15 protein-coding genes and 4 pseudogenes are annotated in these 19370 nt (G+C 31.2%); 17 read left to right on the top strand and 2 right to left on the bottom strand.

The window, feature by feature from the left end; genetic code table 11:
• Positions 1-184: 184 nt before the first annotated feature.
• A pseudogene (locus A3835_00095) lies at positions 185-483 on the bottom strand (cytochrome C).
• 130 nt (positions 484-613) lie between these two features.
• Positions 614-918: pseudogene (locus A3835_00090) on the bottom strand (cytochrome C).
• Positions 919-1107: 189 nt separating this feature from the next.
• On the opposite strand from A3835_00090, the gene A3835_00085 reads away from it, so the two are divergent.
• From A3835_00085 to A3835_00005, 17 genes and pseudogenes are all read left to right on the top strand, one after another.
• Positions 1108-1575, top strand: coding sequence for a type VI secretion lipoprotein (locus tag A3835_00085; GenBank protein ID ORI10765.1), 468 nt, complete (start codon positions 1108-1110; stop codon positions 1573-1575).
• A 1-nt stretch (position 1576) separates the two neighbouring features.
• Positions 1577-2971 carry a type VI secretion protein gene (locus tag A3835_00080; GenBank protein ID ORI10764.1) on the top strand — a complete coding sequence of 465 codons (1395 nt, stop codon included), beginning with the start codon at positions 1577-1579 and terminating at the stop codon, positions 2969-2971.
• Positions 2972-2979: 8 nt separating this feature from the next.
• Positions 2980-3744, top strand: a complete 765-nt coding sequence (locus A3835_00075) for a glutamyl-tRNA amidotransferase (protein ORI10763.1) — start codon at positions 2980-2982, stop codon at positions 3742-3744.
• Entirely contained in the window at positions 3745-4521 is a 777-nt protein-coding gene (locus A3835_00070) for a hypothetical protein (GenBank protein ID ORI10762.1), read from the top strand.
• A gap of 128 nt (positions 4522-4649) precedes the next feature.
• Complete coding sequence (locus A3835_00065; GenBank protein ORI10761.1) at positions 4650-5018, top strand: hypothetical protein; 369 nt, start codon at positions 4650-4652, stop codon at positions 5016-5018.
• A gap of 78 nt (positions 5019-5096) precedes the next feature.
• Positions 5097-5581, top strand: a pseudogene (locus tag A3835_00060) (type VI secretion protein).
• A 2-nt stretch (positions 5582-5583) separates the two neighbouring features.
• Positions 5584-7031, top strand: a pseudogene (locus A3835_00055) (type VI secretion protein).
• Positions 7032-7038: 7 nt separating this feature from the next.
• Positions 7039-7428 (top strand): hypothetical protein, encoded by a 390-nt coding sequence (locus tag A3835_00050; protein ORI10760.1) that lies wholly within the window; start codon positions 7039-7041, stop codon positions 7426-7428.
• The gene (locus A3835_00045) at positions 7428-9146 is read left to right on the top strand and encodes a type VI secretion protein (GenBank protein ORI10759.1); all 1719 of its coding nucleotides are present in this window, start codon (positions 7428-7430) and stop codon (positions 9144-9146) included. Before A3835_00050 ends, A3835_00045 begins: the two co-directional genes overlap by 1 nt.
• Complete coding sequence (locus tag A3835_00040; GenBank protein ORI10758.1) at positions 9143-10039, top strand: hypothetical protein; 897 nt, start codon at positions 9143-9145, stop codon at positions 10037-10039. The genes A3835_00045 and A3835_00040 overlap by 4 nt, the downstream gene beginning before the upstream one ends.
• A 78-nt stretch (positions 10040-10117) precedes the next feature.
• Positions 10118-10366 (top strand): hypothetical protein, encoded by a 249-nt coding sequence (locus tag A3835_00035; protein ORI10757.1) that lies wholly within the window; start codon positions 10118-10120, stop codon positions 10364-10366.
• Positions 10338-13607 carry a hypothetical protein gene (locus tag A3835_00030; protein ORI10756.1) on the top strand — a complete coding sequence of 1090 codons (3270 nt, stop codon included), beginning with the start codon at positions 10338-10340 and terminating at the stop codon, positions 13605-13607. The genes A3835_00035 and A3835_00030 overlap by 29 nt, the downstream gene beginning before the upstream one ends.
• 9 nt (positions 13608-13616) lie before the next feature.
• Positions 13617-14537, top strand: a complete 921-nt coding sequence (locus A3835_00025; GenBank protein ID ORI10755.1) for a hypothetical protein — start codon at positions 13617-13619, stop codon at positions 14535-14537.
• Positions 14538-14602: 65 nt separating this feature from the next.
• Positions 14603-15124, top strand: a complete 522-nt coding sequence (locus A3835_00020) for a hypothetical protein (GenBank protein ID ORI10754.1) — start codon at positions 14603-14605, stop codon at positions 15122-15124.
• A gap of 182 nt (positions 15125-15306) precedes the next feature.
• Positions 15307-15798 carry a hypothetical protein gene (locus A3835_00015; GenBank protein ID ORI10753.1) on the top strand — a complete coding sequence of 164 codons (492 nt, stop codon included), beginning with the start codon at positions 15307-15309 and terminating at the stop codon, positions 15796-15798.
• Positions 15795-16340 (top strand): hypothetical protein, encoded by a 546-nt coding sequence (locus A3835_00010; protein ORI10752.1) that lies wholly within the window; start codon positions 15795-15797, stop codon positions 16338-16340. The genes A3835_00015 and A3835_00010 overlap by 4 nt, the downstream gene beginning before the upstream one ends.
• Before the next feature lie 290 nt (positions 16341-16630).
• A complete protein-coding gene (locus A3835_00005; GenBank protein ID ORI10874.1) occupies positions 16631-19195 on the top strand; it encodes a hypothetical protein in 2565 nt (854 codons plus the stop codon).
• Positions 19196-19370: the final 175 nt, after the last annotated feature.

Here is a 19370-nt window from a genome sequence, read left to right as displayed (position 1 = left end):
AATTGCGGTATTAAATTTATCCGTCGATTTTCGCGCCTCGATGCAAGTATAAAATCAAATTTAAGGCCTGATTTAAGCGAGTAAATAAAACCTGCGCCGAAACAATCTCTCGCGATTATCCGCAAATGCTTGCCGCTACTTGTTTTGTCTGCTTGCGGTAAATTTGCGAGCTTAAACAGCAAACTTATTTTAGGCTATCTATATACTCGCTAACCGCCGCCATATCCTCGTCGCTTATGTTTTTGGCGTGCAGTTGCCTTTGCCCATGCCAAAGGCGTTGTTTGAGCCGTCCTTGTAGCCTTGTAGCGCTTTTATGCGGTCTTCTTTGCTGATGCTAATTAGCGCAGGCACTTTGTTTGCGTATTTTGTCTCCGCTTTTTCGCCGTGACAGGCCGAGCATTTTTTGTAAATGGCTTCGCCACTAGCCGCAAATAGAGATAAATTTAGCGCCAAAACGGCGGTAGTGATGCGATAGATTTTCATTTTTCGTCCTTTTTGATAGAAATTTAGACGAGATTATAGTCTTAAAAAGTTAAAATTAAAATTATAAAAAAGTTGCAAAAATGAAGCGTCAAAGAGAGAAAAATCGGCGGAAAAACTCCACCGAAAAGGGTTATTTTAGAGTAGGGATGTACTCTGAAAGAGCGGCGATATCCTCGTCGTTAAGACTTTTGCTAGAGGTTTCATCATCGCAGAAGACTTAAATTTATCTAGGCTGCCCTCTTTGTAACCTTTTAAAGCCTCAGCGATCTCTTCTTTAGAAAGAGACGAAAGCGCAGGAACTTTGTTTAGATACATTTTTTCGGCTTTGGCTCCGTGACAGGCTTTGCATTTATTGTAAAGGGTTGCGCCGTCAGCGGCAAATAGGCTACCCGCTAGCAATGCGGCAGCTCCTGAAACAATGATAAGCTTTTTCATTTTCAATCCTTTTTGATAAAATTGTAGGCGTATTATAGTCTTAAAACCCAAATTTTGCATTATTTTTTACAAAAGAATGAAAACAGATATAAAAGTTTTGTTTAAGAACATTAATTTTAAAATGAGCATCTAAATTTTTTAGATATAATTATGCAAAAATAATATTATTAAAATCAGGTAAAGGAACTCATGAAAAAAATATTTAAATTTCTATCTTTTTTAGTATTTATGCTATTTCTTACAGGATGCGCAAAAGATCTTATTATAAGCAATATGCCAAATTCAAATTTAAACTATCATGGCGATAATGTTCCTATAACTATCATAGCTTATAAATTAAGAGATGTAGCTAAATTTAAAGAAGCTAGCATTATCGATCTAGCCGAGAAAAATGGTGAAATACTAGGTTATGACAAGATTGACTCTATAAAAACACAAATTCAGCCAAATACAAATAGATATGCTTTTACAAATGTATATCCTGACGAGGTTCCGTATGTCGGTATTTTGGTACTTTATGCCGATCAGAGCAAGACAAATATCAAGGCTTACAAAGCTACAAAAGAGATAAAAGAAAAAAATATAGTTTTTGAAATAACAAAAAATGGCGTAAATGTTTTAGACGCTAGTAGCTCTAAAATACAAGCAAGCAAATAAAATGTCTGAAAAGCTAAAAGTCGTTTGGTATAACGGAATGAACGTTGATAAGGTTCATTTCGAGCAGCAAGAAAGATATTTTGAGAGAAATTTAAACCTAAAAACTATCTCTTCTTTTTCAAATTTATACGGTGTTTTAGATTTAGAAATTTCAAGCGATCTTTTGCTTCAAGGCAAAATAGGGCTAACTAAAATTTCTTGTATCTCTCAAGATGGTACGATTTTTAACGCGCCAGATCAAGATGAATTGCCAGAACCGCTTGAGATAAGCCCAAGTGAGCTAAACTCAGCCATTATAGTGCTAAAACTACCTATTAGCTCAGGTTTAGTTGATGTTAGCTTGCAAAATAATTTACCAAACCTAAAATTTACAGCCAAGCAAGCACTTATCAGCTCAAGAGTGCATGATGAAGCTAGCAATGATATATTAAACGAGCTAGACGATAAAGATGATTTTGAACTATCTTCTGCCTTTACACAAGATAAAGAAAATCTAATCCTAGCAAGCCAAAGATCGTCTCTTGGAGTATTTGGCTCAAAGATGCCTTACGAGCTTAGCATACCAATTTGTAAAATAAAAAATATAGACCTAAATAAGCAAATAACACTTGACGAAAAATTTATTCCAACTTGTATTGATATCAGTAAAAACACCTTCATAACAAATTTTATAGAGGAGCTTAGCTTTGCTACAAAGCAACATCAAGAGAGTTATTTTGGGTTGCTAGGAGGTGTTGATCAAGCTAAAAATAGACTTGATTTTTCGACGTATTTAATACTAAATATGCTAAAAAAATGGCATTTGATATTCTCTTATTTGTTAAAGAAAGATAAATTTCACCCAGAGTATTTGTATGAAAAATTAGTTGATTTCCAAGCTGATTTGTTAGCACTTAGCCACGATAATAGTTTTAGCGAATTTATCGCCTACGATCACAATAACCTAACTCAAACTTTTGTGCCTTTGATAAATAATCTAAGACTTTTATTCTCACATATCTTATCTCCAAAATATATAATGGCACAGATTGTTAAAAATAATCACGGTTTTTATGACTGTATTTTTGATAATCCAAGCATTATTGAAAACTCAGAAATTTATTTTGCTATTCACAGTGATACGAAAAATGAGTATCTTCTTAAAAATTTTAAAGAGCAGTGCAAGATCCATACTCAATCAAATATAAAAGGAATAGTATCTTCACAGCTAAGAGGTATAAACGTAGAGCAAATTTCTGTTGTTCCTAGTACTTTACCAAAGTTAAACGATTATATCTATTACAAGATAGACAAAAAAGATGAAATTTTTAAAAGCTTTGCAAATCAAAATGTGATTAGCGTTTATATAACGGCAAATTTACCGAATGCTGACATTAAAATGTGGGCTTTATTATAAGGATAAAAATGAACGAAAATCAAAATGAAACCTCAGTTTTAAGTCAAACAAATCTTTTGGGTCTTGGCACAAACCTTGCACTAGATCATGTGTTACCATTACTTCTTTTGGCAAATAGGGTTTCAAAATTACAAAATTTTTCACAGAGCGAAATGGCAAATTTACGTGAAAAATTGATAAATGATATCTTAAGCACTACTTCAAAGATATCAAATCTAGGTATTTACGAGGAAGACGATATTATTAGACTTAGATATTGCCTTTGTGTTTTTATAGATGAGAGCTTGCTAAAAAATGAAATTTTTATGAACAGCTTTTGGGCCAATAATACCCTGACAACAAGATTTTTTAATGAAAATCTAGGTGGAAATAAATTCTTTGGCATTATGGATAAGTGGTTTGAAAATGTTGGCAAAAATAAAGATTTCTTGGAATTTATATATGCTTGTTTGGTGCTTGGCTATAAGGGAAAATATGAAACCCAAGAAGATTGCAATGAAAAAATCTCTTATCTTTGTGAAAATATAGCTGCGGCCGTTTCTCCGCTCATAAAGGCCGATGAAAACGTATTTGAAAAGAGCTACTTAAAACAGACAAAGAAAAGCTTTCTTGAGGTATTTTCTCTAAAGCGTTTAAAATTTTATTTCATTTTGCTAGCCATTGCTATGATCGCAGCTGCATTTTTATATAGTACATATTCTATGGATCAAAACAATATCAGAAACGATAGTGTCCTAAATAATAAGATAGAGAATTTTATGGATAACAAGTAAGTGCAAGATAATTTTTGTAATAAATTTAATGAAGATTTTTTAGAGAATGAGCTTTATATTAGTTTAACTGATGAAATGTCAAAGTATAAAACTTTGATGCATGATAGCATAAAGTGGGATTACGTATTTAGCTCATCTTTAAGAGCCTTAAGTGAGTTTAGTCTTGACGCCAAGCTTTTAAATTTCTTAGCGATTTCTGCTATAAATTTAAACGACAAAGAGGCTTTTAAGACACTTATAAAAGCCTTTGCTTTTTTTCTATTTATTTTGAAAAAAGAGCCAAATTCGCTTGCAAAAAACGAAAAGCAGCTACCTGCTAAAAAAAAGATAATAGCTCAGACAATAGAGCTTTTTACGCAAGCTAATGATAAAGCTTTGGATCAAGCTGACGCAAAAGCGTTTAATGACCTTGTGCCTGAGCTTTCACAAGAGCTTGGTATACATTTTGATACGCTTTATATAGAAGAAAAAAAAGAAGAAATTTTAAAAGCTAAAGAGCCAAAAGTCATTACTAAAACTGAGCCAACTTACTATCAAAACGTTTCATTTAGTGGCAATGATATTAGCACATTTAATGATAGAGAATTTAGAGAATATTTTATAAATTTATCACTAATGCTTTTAAGGAGTGATATTAAAAATTTTAATGCTTATGCTTTAATTTTTGAAGCAATGTGGGGCAGAATAAAGGCGCTCCCATCAAGTAGCGATCAAATAACACAGATACGTTATCCTGATGAAAATCTGATTATGCTTTTTAAAAAAATAATGAATTAAATCTTGACAACTTAGAAAAATTTATAAGAAATTTAGCACTTAATCCATTTTGGATAGAAGGCATTACGATATTTTGTGAGTTTTTAAATAGTGCTGGACTTGCAAGGCAAAGTGATCTTATTTGCGATATGGTTTTAAATTTTATTGATAAATTTCCAGATATAAAAAAGCTCAAATTTCAAAGCGGAGAAGCTTTTTTTAGTGAAGATATAAGTAAATTTTTTATTAAAAGCAACTCTTTGGAATTTACTTCCAGCAGTGATAGTAAAAAAGATATGAGTTTTGAAGATCTAATAAAAGAACTAGACAAAAGCAAGCATGCTTCAAGCGCTCAAAGTGAGCTTAATTTTATGCTTGAATTATCAAAAATTTTTACTGCTCAAGGCATGAATAATAATGCAAAAGCTACCTATGCACAAATAGTTAATTTTATAGAAAATACCGAGCTTAAAGATTATTTATCAGACATATATATAAAGGCAAAAACATTTGTGTGATAAAATATGTTTTTTTAAATCACCTTTAATTTTATTTAAATATAATTCTTAAATCATTTATGAAAAAAGGATGTTACTATGGCAGATAATCTAATCCCACCAAAAGAACGCATAAATATAGTTATAAAACTAAGACAAATGACCAAGAGGCTGATGTAGAGCTTCCATTAAAACTTATGGTAGTTGCAAATTTAACTGGTGAAAACCAAACTCCACTTGAAGATCGTGAAGTGATTTCTATCAATAAAATAAATTTTGATCAGGTTATGAAAAGCTTAGATATTCATACAAATTTCTCTGTAAAAAATAAGCTAAATTCTAATAATGAAGATTTAAATATTGACCTTGATTTTGAGAGCATCCATGATTTTAATCCAGACAATATTATAAATCAAATCCCTGAACTAAAAAAACTCTTGCAGCTTAGAAAAGCTTTAGTTGCACTAAAAGGTCCTATGGGCAATATGCCTGATTTTAGAAAAGCGGTTTTAGAAGCTATAAAAGATGAAGATAGTAGAAAACAACTTCTTTTAGAGATTAAAGACGAACAAGATAAGGAATAAAAATGTCTGAAACTAAAGTTAAAACTCCTATCATTGAAAGCATAATGCAAAGGAGTAAATATTCAAAAGATGACGAGAGTTATAGTGTTGTAAAGCAAGGAGTTGCTGAGTTTATTTCAAACATAATAACAACAAATAATGCCGAAGATAAAATAAATAAGCTCGCACTTGATGAGATGATAGCTCACATCGATACCCTTTTATCTGCTCAAATGGATGAAATTTTACACAATAAATCTTTTCAAGAGCTAGAATCAACTTGGCGTGGAATTAGATTTTTGGTTGAGAGAACAAATTTTAATGAAAATGTAAAAATTGATCTTTTAGACGCCACAAAAGAAGAAATTTTAGATGATTTTGAAAATAATCTAGACATAACTCAAAGTACACTTTATAAACAAATTTATTCAGCCGAATATGGACAATTTGGTGGTGAACCAGTTGGTGCGATAGTGGCTGACTATGAGCTAGATAAATCAAATCAAGATATGACTTTTTTAAATAAAATGTCATCAATTGCTGCAATGAGCCATTCGCCACTTCTTACATCTCTTTCTGCTAAATTTTTCGGACTTGACAATTTTGGTGAGCTTGAAAATATAAAAGATCTAAAAAGCATGCTAGAAGGCCCACAATATACAAGATGGAGAACTTTTAGAGAAAATGAAGATGCAAAATACACAGGATGTATGGTAAATAGATTTCTTACAAGATCTCCTTATGTGCCAGAAGATAACCCTATAAAGAGCTTTAATTATAGAGAAACTGTAAATAATCATGATGATATGCTTTGGGGCAATGGAGCTTATGCGTTTGCTACAAGGCTTACAGATAGTTTTGCTGATTATAGATGGTGCGGCAATATTATTGGGCCAAAAGGTGGCGGTGCCGTAAAAGATCTTCCAACTTATACTTATGAAAATTATGGAAGCGTCCAAACAAAAATTCCAACCGAAGTTTGATCACAGATAGAAGAGAATTTGAACTTTCAGAAAATGGATTTATCGCTCTTACTTTAAGAAGAGATAGTAATAACGCTGCATTTTTCTCAGCAAACTCTGCGTTAAAACCTAAAATTTTCCCAAATACTCCAGAAGGTAAAGCTGCTGAGACAAATTTCAGGCTCGGAACTCAACTGCCTTATGTGTTCTTGATCTCTCGTTTGGCTCATTATCTAAAAGTGCTTCAAAGAGAAGAGATAGGTACATGGAAAGAGCGTAGCGATGTTGAGCGCGGCTTAAATGAATGGCTAAGACAATACATCTCAGATCAGGAAAATCCACCAGCAGATGTTAGAAGTAGAAGACCATTTAGAAGCGCAAAAGTAATCGTCAGTGATATAGCTGGCGAGCCTGGATGGTACAAAATAGAGCTTTTGGCTAGACCTCACTTTAAATTTATGGGAGCAAATTTCGAGCTTTCTTTGGTCGGAAAACTAGACAAAGAGTAAGCTTACTATGTCGCTGATAGATAAAATTTTATATGAATTTAGTGACGAATCAAAACTACGTCCATATTTTAAAGATCTAGACAGCGACATAAAAGATCACATTGATACTATCTTAAACTCTAGACTTGGTAACTACGGCCGATTAAATGATAGTATTATTGATCTTTGGTCGATGGGTGTTGAGATAAACGAGCTTGGTCATAAACTTGGTATGGCAATATATGAATTAATCAGCTCAAATGAGAATAGAATAGAAGTAACATCTATCGGATACGATGACTCACTAAAGCCTTGGCGTATCATCTTTAATATAAACTACAAGCATAAAAATGATAATTTTAAAGAGTATTTGCTAAAAGTTATTTTTAAAAACAATAGATATTGTGAGATTTTATAATGGATTATAATGAAAATAATCTAGCTTATTTTCAAAAAGAGATGGCATATCTTGATGAAACAAGAGCCCTTTTTATTAAAAATTTTCCAAAAGTAGCACCCTTTTTAGATACTAAAAGCAAAGATCCTGATGTTGAGAGTATAATAGAAAATATGGCTATTTTAACATCGAGGATCAGGCAAGAACTAGATGAAAATATCCCACTAATCGCTGAGTCTTTAGTAAATATATTAATGCCAAGCTATACAAATCCTTTTCCATCAGTTTGTATGCAAGAATTTACATTAAGAGATGACTTCTCTGGGGTAAAAGAATTTATACCAAAAGGAAGTATAGTCGAGTCAAAGCAGATCAATGGCGTAACGTGCAAATTTCAAACAATCTTTGACATAAATTTGCTTCCCTTAAAGATAACAAAAGCTTTTATGTCAAACAATAAGAGTGATTATCTTCTAAATTTAAATATAAGCGTTACAAAGGACGAGCTTAGCACTAAAGAACTTGATGTAGACTTTTTAAATTTATATCTTGGAGATAATGTTTACTTCTCTTCTACGCTCTTAATGTGGCTAAAAAATTACTTGAAATTTATTACAATAAGTTTTGAAGATAGCGATCAAGAGATAAAGTTAAGCCCTGATAAACTTAGTTTAGATGAGTTTGATGAGCGTTTGATAAAGAGTGATGAGTTTGGATTTGAAGCGTTTGAGCTTTTAAAAGAGCTATCATTTTTTCCTTCAAAGCTAAATTTTGTGCGATTAAATGGACTTAGCTTTCTTAAAAATTTTTCCGCAAAAAGCTTTAATATTAAATTTATATTTTCAAAAGATATGCCAAGTGGATATGTGCCAAGGCTAGAGTATTTTTCTCTTTTTGCTACGCCTGCAATAAATTTATTTGTAATGAGTGCCGAGCCTATTTTGAATAACAATAGACGAAGCGAATATAGAATTTTTCTAGATCGCTCAAATATCGATGCTTATGAAATCATTTCAATAAATAAGGTGGTCGCTCATAGTAGTAATAATGAAAAAAGGATATTAAAAAACTATAAAAGTTTTGAGAGATTTGAATTTTTAAATGATGAGCGAGCAAAAGATTATTATTTTGTCAGCAATAAAACAGATATAAAACTAAACTCATATAAAGAAATTTCTTTTTTTAAAAGCGACTCTAAAGATCAAACCATTAGCATAGATACACTTTGCTGCAATGGTGATTTGCCTTGTAAGCTAAGACTTGGTGAGATAGATAGAGTGTTATCTCATCAAGGTGTAACAACTAAAAATTTAACCATTCCAACTAGTGTAAAGCGAGTAAAAATAGATGGAAATCTTCTTTGGAAACTAGTTAGCATATTATCTTTTAGTTATCAAAGTATACTAGAGAAGGGCTCTTTTTTAGCACTTCTTAATACCTTTAGCACGCCAGATGATGAGTTTTTTAAAAAATTTGCAAACTCGCTTTATGATATAAAAACAAAGCAAATTTATAGAGTTGATCAAGGCTTTGCAAAAAGAGGGTTGCTCTGCATATTTTATATAGATGAAAGTGAATTTGAGAGTATTGGAAATGTCTATGCTTTAGGTATAAATTTGGCTAAATTTTTATCAAAATTTGCATCAATCAATTCATTTTGTGAACTTAAAATAAAGTGTATAAAGAGTAAAATTTTGCTTAATTATGACTTCTTGGGTGGTACAAAAAAATTAATATGAACAAAGAACTAAATCAAGCTTCTTTTTTTAAATTAGTAAAGAACTGCCTAAAGCACCACGATAGAAGAGATATCTTTTTAAAAAATAGCCCAAGTTTTGCCTATCCGATTAATGAGCTTGAGAGCTTAAATAAAGAGGATGCAGTAAAAATCGTCGTAAATTTTATGGGTCTTTTGGGAAGCGGCTCGCATCTTACAAGTTATATTTTAGAAAAGATTTCAAAGAGTAGCGATAATGATTTTGAGAAATTTTTTGACTTTTTTGACAATTACTTGCTTTGGCTTTTCTTTGATAGCATTAGCCTAAAAAATTATGCAAGATCCTTTGAAAAAGAGCTTGATGATAAAATTTCAAAGATTTTATTAGATATATTAAACATAAGCAATAAAAAATTAGCAAAAAAATTCTTACCATTTTCTCCGCTTATTATTAGCCAAAGAAGGCCTAAAAGAGAGATTGAGTTTGCCTTGCAGCGTCATTTTAATTTAAAAAATAAACTATTTTTGCTAGAAAATCTACCAAATCAAATTTTCATAGCGCCTTCAAATTTAAATTCGCTTGGTATCAAAAATAGGACTTTGGGCAGAAATTTTATACTTGGTAAAAAGCTTTTTGAGAAACAAACTAAAATAGCAGTTTATATAGATGGCATAGATTATGAAGAAGCTATTGATTTTTTTCCAAAAAGAAGAAAGTTTAAAGAGCTTCAAGATACTCTTATCTTTTTTACGAACAATGAATTTGTTGCCGATTTATACATAAAAATAAACTATTCTCCAAAGATGCAATTAAAGCTTGGGATGGATGAAGGTTATAGTAAAATAGGCCTTGGTACAAGGCTTAAAAGTAATAAAAATATGTCAAATTTTATAAAATTTAGGCTCTGCTCTTAAATTTTCAGATATAAAATCTAAAATATTTGTTATTATTACATTAAAGAAATATATTTATTTGTAAAAGGATGTGCATCAATGGCATTTATCGATTACCTAAGAAGATTTTTTGTCTTTTTTAGATTTAAACACAGTACCATTTTGGTAGCTTCTATTGCATTAAGCATCTTATTTTGGCTTTACGCTCCACTTATAGCTTTTAACGATGTATATAGCTTTGCTAGTATAAGTTCAAGAGTCACTATATTAATTGCATTTTGGGTAGTTATTTTGTTTTTTTGTTTTAATCAAACCATTAATGCACTATTTAGCATCTCAAAAAGATGAAAAAAATAATAAGCTAAAAGAGATAAAAAAAGAGTCTATGGATAGCTTTGGTAAGGCAAAAAGAAATTTTATGCTTTCTTTGAAAGATGCCAAAACAACATGGAAAAAAGATATAAATTTTAAAAAATTACCTTTAATAATGATAATGGGTAACGAAGGTGCTGGAAAGAGTGCGTTTATAAACTATTCAAATATCGAATTTCCACTATCTGATAGTTTAGATACTTATAAAAAAATACACAAAAGTACAACAAACTTTAATCTTTACATTTCAAAATTTGGCGCACTTTTAGATACTGAGGGTATACATTTTGCACAAGAGAGCTTGTACCAGCCAACAGCTACTGAAGAGCTTCCTGAAGATGATGTGGATAAAAATAGGGATTACTTGCTTAAAAAAAGTATCTGGAGTGAATTTTTACACTTTTTAAAACGAAATGATTTTAACGCTAGATTAAGTGGTGCGGTTTTAATAATAGATACTAAAAAATTCCTCGAAGGCACTCAAGAATATTTTGATGAATTAATTAGATATATGATAAAAAGGGTTAATGACTGCGAGAAACATCTAAATATTAAATTCCCTATTTATATTGTTTTTAGCAAACTTGACTTAATAGATGGCATGGGAGATTATTTCAGGCTTTTCAATGAAGATGTGGCAAATAAAGCTCTAGGAATAAACTTAGATCCAAATTTCTCAAAACAATCACTAGAAACTGAACTAAAAAACCTAAGCGAGTCATTATTTAAACATCTCATGAGTAAGAATTCGATTTCGCATTTATTGGAAGATAAAAAACGTTCATATCTCTTTTTAAAACAACTTGATAATTTTTTTGCTTTAGTGAAAGATTTTGTAACAAAGCTAAGCTCTCAAAATGCACTTAAAAATAGCTCAACCATAAATGGAGTTTATTTCGTAAGTGCTTATCAAGAAAATATACCTATAAACTACCTTACAAACACTATTTGTGATAGATATAATATCAAAAAACCACTTTTAAGAGCAGTAAATAACTATAGTAAACAAAGCTATTTTGTAAAATCATTTTTAAAAGAGATAGCTTTTAAAGCCAACTTAAATAAATTTGGTGCTCAAAATAGATTTACAAAATTTGTAAATTTTGTTTTAGTAGCCATACTTTGTGCTGGAGTATATTTGGGTTCTAGTTTTATTCTAGAGACCAAAAATATAAAAGAGCAAAATGCTATAAATAATGCAAATAAAATTTCTTCATACCTTGATGGTAAAAAATACAAGGATCTCTCTCCAACACAAAAGATTGAGCTTCTAAATTTACTAAAACAAAGTCTAAATGACTATCCAAGAATCTTTAGCGGCGATACTAAATTTGAGTATATAACACTAGATACTTCTTATAAAGGCTTCACTCCAGTTAAAGCACTTTACTATGATTTGAATGCTGATTTTTTCAAAAATACAGTTTTAACTGAAATGGAAAATATACTAAAAAATGAAAGCGATCCAGATAAGCTAATAAAAGCATTTTATATGTATGATTCGCTCTTTGATAAAGATTACACAAATGTGGATTTATTTAAAATTTGGATTAGTACAAACTGGGATAAATTTGAAAAATATGGCGTTGCAAAAGATGAATTTTTAGCTCATATTGAGGCTATTTTAAAGGCAGAAAATTTAAACATAACTGCAGATACAGTTGCTCAAAGTATAGCAAATACGAGGCTATCACCTGTTCAAAGAGTACAAAGGCTCTACTATATACTTGAGTTCATATCATTCAAGGACGATAAATCTTTTTACGATATTAAAAAAGATGTTGAAAATTTATACACAGTAGTCCAAGAAAAAGAAGCATTTAAGCCATTTAATAAAATTTATACAAAAGAAAATTTAAGAGATTTCTTGTCAAAGCTTAGCTCAAACATAGATCAAACAGCTGGAATAGAATCTTGGCTAATGGAGACAAATTCTTCTTTAAAAGATATTAGCTCAAATGATAAGAAAGAGCTAAGCATTGCTGTAATAGAGCTTTATTTGCAAAATTATGCTGATAAGTGGAGCCAAATTTTAAGAGAAATAGAACCAAATGAATTTACTACAAAAAAAGAGGTCATAGAAGAGCTCGACATCTTGTCAAAGAGAGAAAATCCTTTAAATTCTTTAATAAAATTAACTAATCAAAATACAAATTTAAATGATGAGAATTTACTAAAATATATCTACTCTCTAGGATTTGCTTCAAGTGAGATAAAGCGTGTTTTCAGTGATTTTAGTGCTAAATTTACTAACTATCATGCGTTAAATTCTAATGACTTGCTAGATATTATAAGCAACGATGTAACAAGCGTTTATAAAAAAGTTAGTGACTATAACTTTGAAATGCTTCAAAGCAACGATGATAAAATAGTTTATGCAATAAATGGCATAAAAAACGAAAACGATCCATTTGTTGTCTTAAATAATGATGCTAAGAAGCTTCCAGATGAGTTAAATGAATATTATCAAAAGTTATCGACACTTGCATGGAAACAAGTAGAAAATGGCGCTTCAGCGCTTTTATCAACAGCATATAGAGATGATGTTTTTGATGATTTTGAAAGTCTTATCAAGCCATTTTATCCATTTAACGAACAATCTCCAAAGGCTGTCAGTATAGAAGAATTTAAAAGATTCTTTGGCAAAAACGGAACTTGGAATAGCTTTTATGATAGATATCTAAAACAAATCTTAAGTAAAACTGCTGATGGTTATAAAATAAGACCAAAATATGCAAAAGAGCTAAGATTTAGTAGGGATTTCCTTAAAAATATTGCCTATATAGACAGAATTTCAAATTTAATGCTTGATTCAAATGATGAGCTAAAATTAAATTATAATTTAAAAGCTGTCGACTTATCGGCAAATTTTAGCCATATAAATATTAGCTATTCTAATAACTCTTTGACTTACGATCATACAATTGCCTCAAATTTGATAGTTTCAAGTAAAAATTTTGATATATCAACACAGTTTAAATTCAATGCAGTTTCAAGTACTGGAAGCGAGAGAAAAGAGCTAAGCTTTGATGGAGAATGGGGCTGGTATAAGATATTAAAAGCTTCAAATTTTAGTAGTGTTGGTGTTAGTACGCTTAATTTTTATGGTAGAAGAGATTCTTATTTTGGCTTTGAAGTAACACCAAATGGAGGAGAGCTTTTAGAGCTTATGGATATCATACCAACGATAAATTTACCAAAGAAGATGCTTTATTAAGGAAAAAATATGCAACAAATAGCAGCAGTTATACAAAATTACGATAAAGCGTCAAGCTTTTCAGCTCAATTTATCATTTTTGATGAAAATGGCGGTGATATAGGCTCGTTAGATACTACAAAATTTTCTTGTAATGATATGAGCGATTCAATCGCACCAAAACACGCTCATGTTGGATTTGAAGAGGGGGTTTTCACAATTTGTGGCTATAAAGATTGTGAAATTTTTTATAGTGATTCATATTCAAAGCTTCCAGATGACTATGAGAGTGTCATAAATTTGGGCGATGTCTTTAGGATAGGGGAGTTAAAATTTATATTTATAGATCCTTCTAGAATTGATGAATATATAGGGAAAGCCCATAAGATAATAGAAAATACAAAAAATTTTGACAAACTCGATGATAAACGTTTTGAACCAGTTGGTAAAATTTCAAATGTTGATTTTAAAGAAGAGCCAAAGATAAACTCATTAATAAATGATAAAAAAGATATCACTTTAAATGAAAATGTGCACGATGCAGTTTTAAATTTAAATGAGATAGCTCAAAATTTTGATGAAGAAGAAAATGCAAATAATCAAAATATGCTAACTGCAAAAAGCATGGATGAGCTTTTGACAAAGATAGTTGAGAGTATAAAATTGCAACCAAATATGAGCCCTATAAGTGAGCAGACTAGGACTTTAAATACAAAAGATATGGAAACAATCATGAAAACTCTTCCTCTTAGTGACTCAACAGAGCTAATAAATGCGGTTTTGGTTAAGCTTATCTGCAAAGAGCTATATAGCCAAATGTATGATATAGTCGAGAACAACTCATTTTTTAAATATCTTTCAGGAGCCGTACTAAAAAGCACTAAGGAAGATAAGGAAGCGTTTAATTATCTATTACATAAAGCTCTTCAAAGCTATATGTTAAAAAAGTAATGTTTTTAATAAAACAGAAAGTAAATAAAAGATAGAATAATCCAAACTTTTTAATAGGAGTAAATATGTCACAACCAGTGTATATTAAAGTGAAAGGTTCTACACAAGGACTTATTTCAAGTGGTGCTTCAACAGAAGCTAGTATAGGTAATCGCTATCAGTCGGGTCATGAAGATGAGATCATGGCTCAAGAGGTTTCTCATATAGTAACAGTTCCAACTGATCCACAAAGTGGCCAACCATCAGGTCAAAGAGTCCATAAGCCATTTAGTTTTACTACATCACTAAATAAAGCTGTTCCACTTCTTTACAATGCTTTAACACAAGGTGAAAGACTTCCAGAGGTTGAGATCTATTGGTATAGAACATCAACTAGTGGTGGTGCGGAGCATTTCTTTACTACAAAACTAGAAGATGCAACTATAACAGATATTACTCTAGTAAGCCCAAATGCTCAAGATAAGCTAAACAGCGACAAAACAGAGCTTTTCAAAGTTTCAATGAACTATAGAAAGATAGTTTGGGAACACGTAGCTGCAGGTACAAGCGGAAGCGATGACTGGAGAGAAGCTACTAAAAAAGCTTAAAACCAACCTAGGGTTTACCCCTAGGGTTAATAAAATCATCTTCTAGCTAGAAGGACACAGATGAGCCCTTTTTATCTTTATCTTTTAAATTAATATGATATGCGAAATGCGATATGAAACACCTAGTTATAATCATATTTCTCATAACATCTTTATATTCACATGAAGCAAACTGCACGGATATGTTTGGGCTCATTTTTAATAAAAATTTAAGTGACGCTGAAACGGCTAAGTATATAAAATACTACATAGATGATCTAGGATGTGATGCTAATGCTAGTATAAATTTACCGAATTTCACAATGAAAGCTAGTTTATTAGAATTTGCATATAGTGCAAATAAGCCTAAAAGTATTGACGAGATTTTAGAAAAAGGTGCAGTACCTAATGTATGGTTGGCTGGTTCAATAGGATTAGACTTTTTGCTTTTTTTCGAAGAAAATAGTGTTAAGCTAGAAGGACAGTCCCCAAGTCCTAAGTTGTTTAAATTTATTAAAACTCAAAAATATAAAGAATTTAAAGAAGAGAAATTTAAGCTAATCAAAAAACTCTTAGAACATGGACAAGACCCAAGAGGCTATATTCTTTTACAGAAAGTACTAACGCTTGTAAATGATGAAGAGGTTTTAGATAATTTATTAAAGAATGAAACTCAAAAGGAATTAGCGCAATGAAGCAATTGGCAATAATCATATTTCTCATAACATCTTTATATTCACACGAAGCAAATTGTACGGATATGTTCGCCGCTATATTTGATAAAAATGTAAGTGATGGGAATACCATTAAAATCATAGATTACTATATAGATAAGTTTAATTGCGATACGAATATAACTTTAAAAAGTAATGAACTTAGATATGAGCCAAATTTATTAGAAATCGCTTTTTTAATGAAAAAATTTAAGACTTTTGATAACCTTTTAGATAAGGGCACAAAGCCAAATGATAGATTAGCTTTTTCTATGGGATCAGAATTTTTATTCTTTTTTCAAGATAATGGAGTTGGATTCGAGCGTAAAATACCTAGCAAGGAGCTACTAGAATTTATAAAAACTCCAAAATATAAAGAATTTAAAGAAGAAAAATTTAAATTAATTGAAAAGCAACTACAATACGGGCAAGACCCTAAAGACTACAAATATTTAAAATATATTTTGACACTCATAAATGATGAAAAAGATTTAGATATTTTACTTAATAGTTGGAAAAAATAATGGATTTCTTTAATATAAATAAAAAGAAACTTGATATAAAAAACGATAATACAAATTTAGAAGACTTTAGCGAGCAAGATAAATATACAAGAGCTAAAGATGCTATTGATGGTACTGGAAAAGCATTTGGTGCTTTAGGTTGTGGAACATGTAATGAGGTCGTTGATTTAGTGAAATCAGGTGTAGATACTATTAATAATATACATTACAGAGAATTTAAAAGTGCTAAGCAAATGGACCAAATAGAGTGGTTTAAAAACTATCGTAATCTCACCGACACCGATATTGAAATGTTTGAAAAGGCATTACAACAAGAAGAAGAAAACGAAAAAAGATTGAAAGAGCAACAAATGGACAAAAATTTAACATCGCCAACATCATCACTGACCAAGCCTGTCATGCTAGCATCCAGCAACTCAGTGGCAACAGATGGCTTTGTGGACTACGGCGTATCTAACGATACTTTCTCAACTCTTCAGATAGCAAACGAGTCAAACGATAAATTTATCGTTACACGTGCAGATATTTATGAAAATTTAGAAAGTATATTTAACATAGAGTGCTTTGCCTATATAAATTTGGTCAAAAACCCGCTTTATGAAAATTTAGACACCATCTACAATAACGATAAAAGTTACTCAAGCATATATAAATATCTTGATAAAAGTATAAAGCTAAGCATAAAAAGGCCTTCTTCAACAAATAAAAATATCGTTCCAGATGGTAGCTCAAACGATATGCACTTTAGTGGAATAGTAAGCGATGTAGAGTATCTTGGCGTAGACGATGAGACTAGTACAAATATAGATAAAAAATACTTCTTTAAATTCAAGCTAACTTCGCCACTATATAGACTAAGCATAAATAGAGCAAATAGAATTTATACAGACCAGAGCATTTTAGAAGTAGTAAAGGATATTTTGACTTTTAATAAACAAAGGCTAACCAAAGAGCTAGACTTCTCAAATATCAAAAATAACTACAACAAAAGAGAATTTATAGCCCAGTACAATGAAAGCGACCTAGCCTTTATAACAAGACTTTGCCATGATAGTGGTATATATTTTTATGAAGATAATGAAAAAATTTATTTTCATGATACATTTATACTAGCTTATAGCAATCAAAATGAAAATTTTACTTCAAGCGATACAAGCAGTGGCAAGGAAGCTAGAAAAGTAAGCTTTAATGTAAATTTGAATAATAATCTAGCAACCGAACACATAAATAAAATAACAAAGAGCGAGACGCTAAAAGCAAATAGCTTTACGCACTCTTTTCAAAATACAGCTTATCCAAATGTGTTGGAGAGTAAAAATGAAAAGATATTTGACGAGCAGGTAAATATCTATGATAAGCATATAAATTTGGACGAGTATTCATTTAGTGATACTAGCTTGCTTGAAGTTAGCACCTACCTTAAGAAACTAAGAAGCGATATGCTTTTAAAAGAATTTACCGCTAGCTCAAATGTATTTGCATTAAGTTTAAATGACAATATCTCGGTAGCTATTGATGCTAGCAAGGGCGAATATGAGTTTAAAATAATAGCTTTAAAGCATACTTATATTGATGAGAGCGTTTTAGAAAATACTTTAAATTTAGGCGATAATGTCCCATTTAAAGATAAAAAATTTATAAGCTCATACACAAATGAGATAAGCATCATTCCAAGTAGTGTGAAATTTGTCCCAAGCTACAAACAAAAACCAAAAGCACCAGACATCACGCTAGGTCTTGTAGTCGGTCAAGATGGGCTAAACAGCCAAAATAACACGATCCATACTGATAGCTATGGTAGGGTAAAGGTGAGGTTAAATGCTTTTAGCACACAAGAGATAATCGATAAAGACGACGCTATCAACGCAAGCTATCACAAGAGTGCTTATCTAAGAGTGATAACGCCTATTGCTAGCAATAGCTCAGGCTTTTTTGCCATACCAAGGATCGGCGATGAGGTTATCATCTCGTTTTTACAAAATGACATAGATAACCCAGTAGTAAGCGGTAGCCTATATAATGCCTCAAATACGCCACTTGTAAATGTGGATAGCAACTATCACCAAACATCTCTTAGCTCAAAGACAATTGGCGCAAATGAGACCGGTATAAACGAGATTACTTTATCAAATTTAAAAAATAAAGAACAAATTTATGTAAAAGCAGAAAAGGACTATGACGAGCTTGTAAATAACGACTTTTCTCAAACAATACTAAATGATAAAAGCTCACAGGTGCATGGAAGTTATACTGAGCGAGTAAAAAAAGCCCACATTCAGACGATAGATCTAGCAAAAAATGTAAATGTGGGAGCTGAATATCTAACAACAGTCGGACTTTCAAAAGATACAGTAGTGGGCGTCTCAAATACGCTAAATGTAGCTGTTGATAACAATACAAGAGTAGGTCAAGATAGTCATGAATTTGTAGGACATGATAAATTTGTAGAAGTAAAATCAAATCTTAATACGACTATACATAATGATGAGATGAAAGAGGTAAAAGGCACAAAAGAGCAAAATATAGATGGTGGTTATAAGCTAAATTCACAAAAAGGCATAAATGAATTTAGTAACGAGCATATTGTGCTTCAGGCAAATAGCTACATTGATATAAATGCTAAGTCAAATTTCACAACAAAAACAGCTGCCCAGCACACAGAGATTGCTGATTCAAAATTTAGTAATATAGAGACGACTTATGAGGTAAATGCCAAAGATAAGATAATCCATCAAGTAGGTAGCACAAAAGTAACGATAGAAGGATCAAGCGTCGTGATAGAAGTAGCTGGCGTAAAGGCGATATTTGATAGTAGAGGGCTAAGAGTTATCGGTGGAGATATAAAGGCTTTATAAGATCATATTTAAAGACTTACTTTGTATTTTAGTAGGTCTTTAAATTTTTAAATAAAATCAATCTCTACTAAAACTAATGCTAAGAATTTTAAACGCAAAGGCTAAATTTTAGGGCTACGATAAAAGCTAGCCACACAAATTTTTCAACACTGTACCCCAGTACAATAGACAAGCC

This window comes from Campylobacter concisus (genome assembly GCA_002092835.1).
GTDB lineage: Bacteria > Campylobacterota > Campylobacteria > Campylobacterales > Campylobacteraceae > Campylobacter_A > Campylobacter_A concisus_K.
The sequence above is the reverse complement of the archived record's forward strand: the minus strand, read 5'-3'. Positions and strand labels throughout refer to the sequence as shown.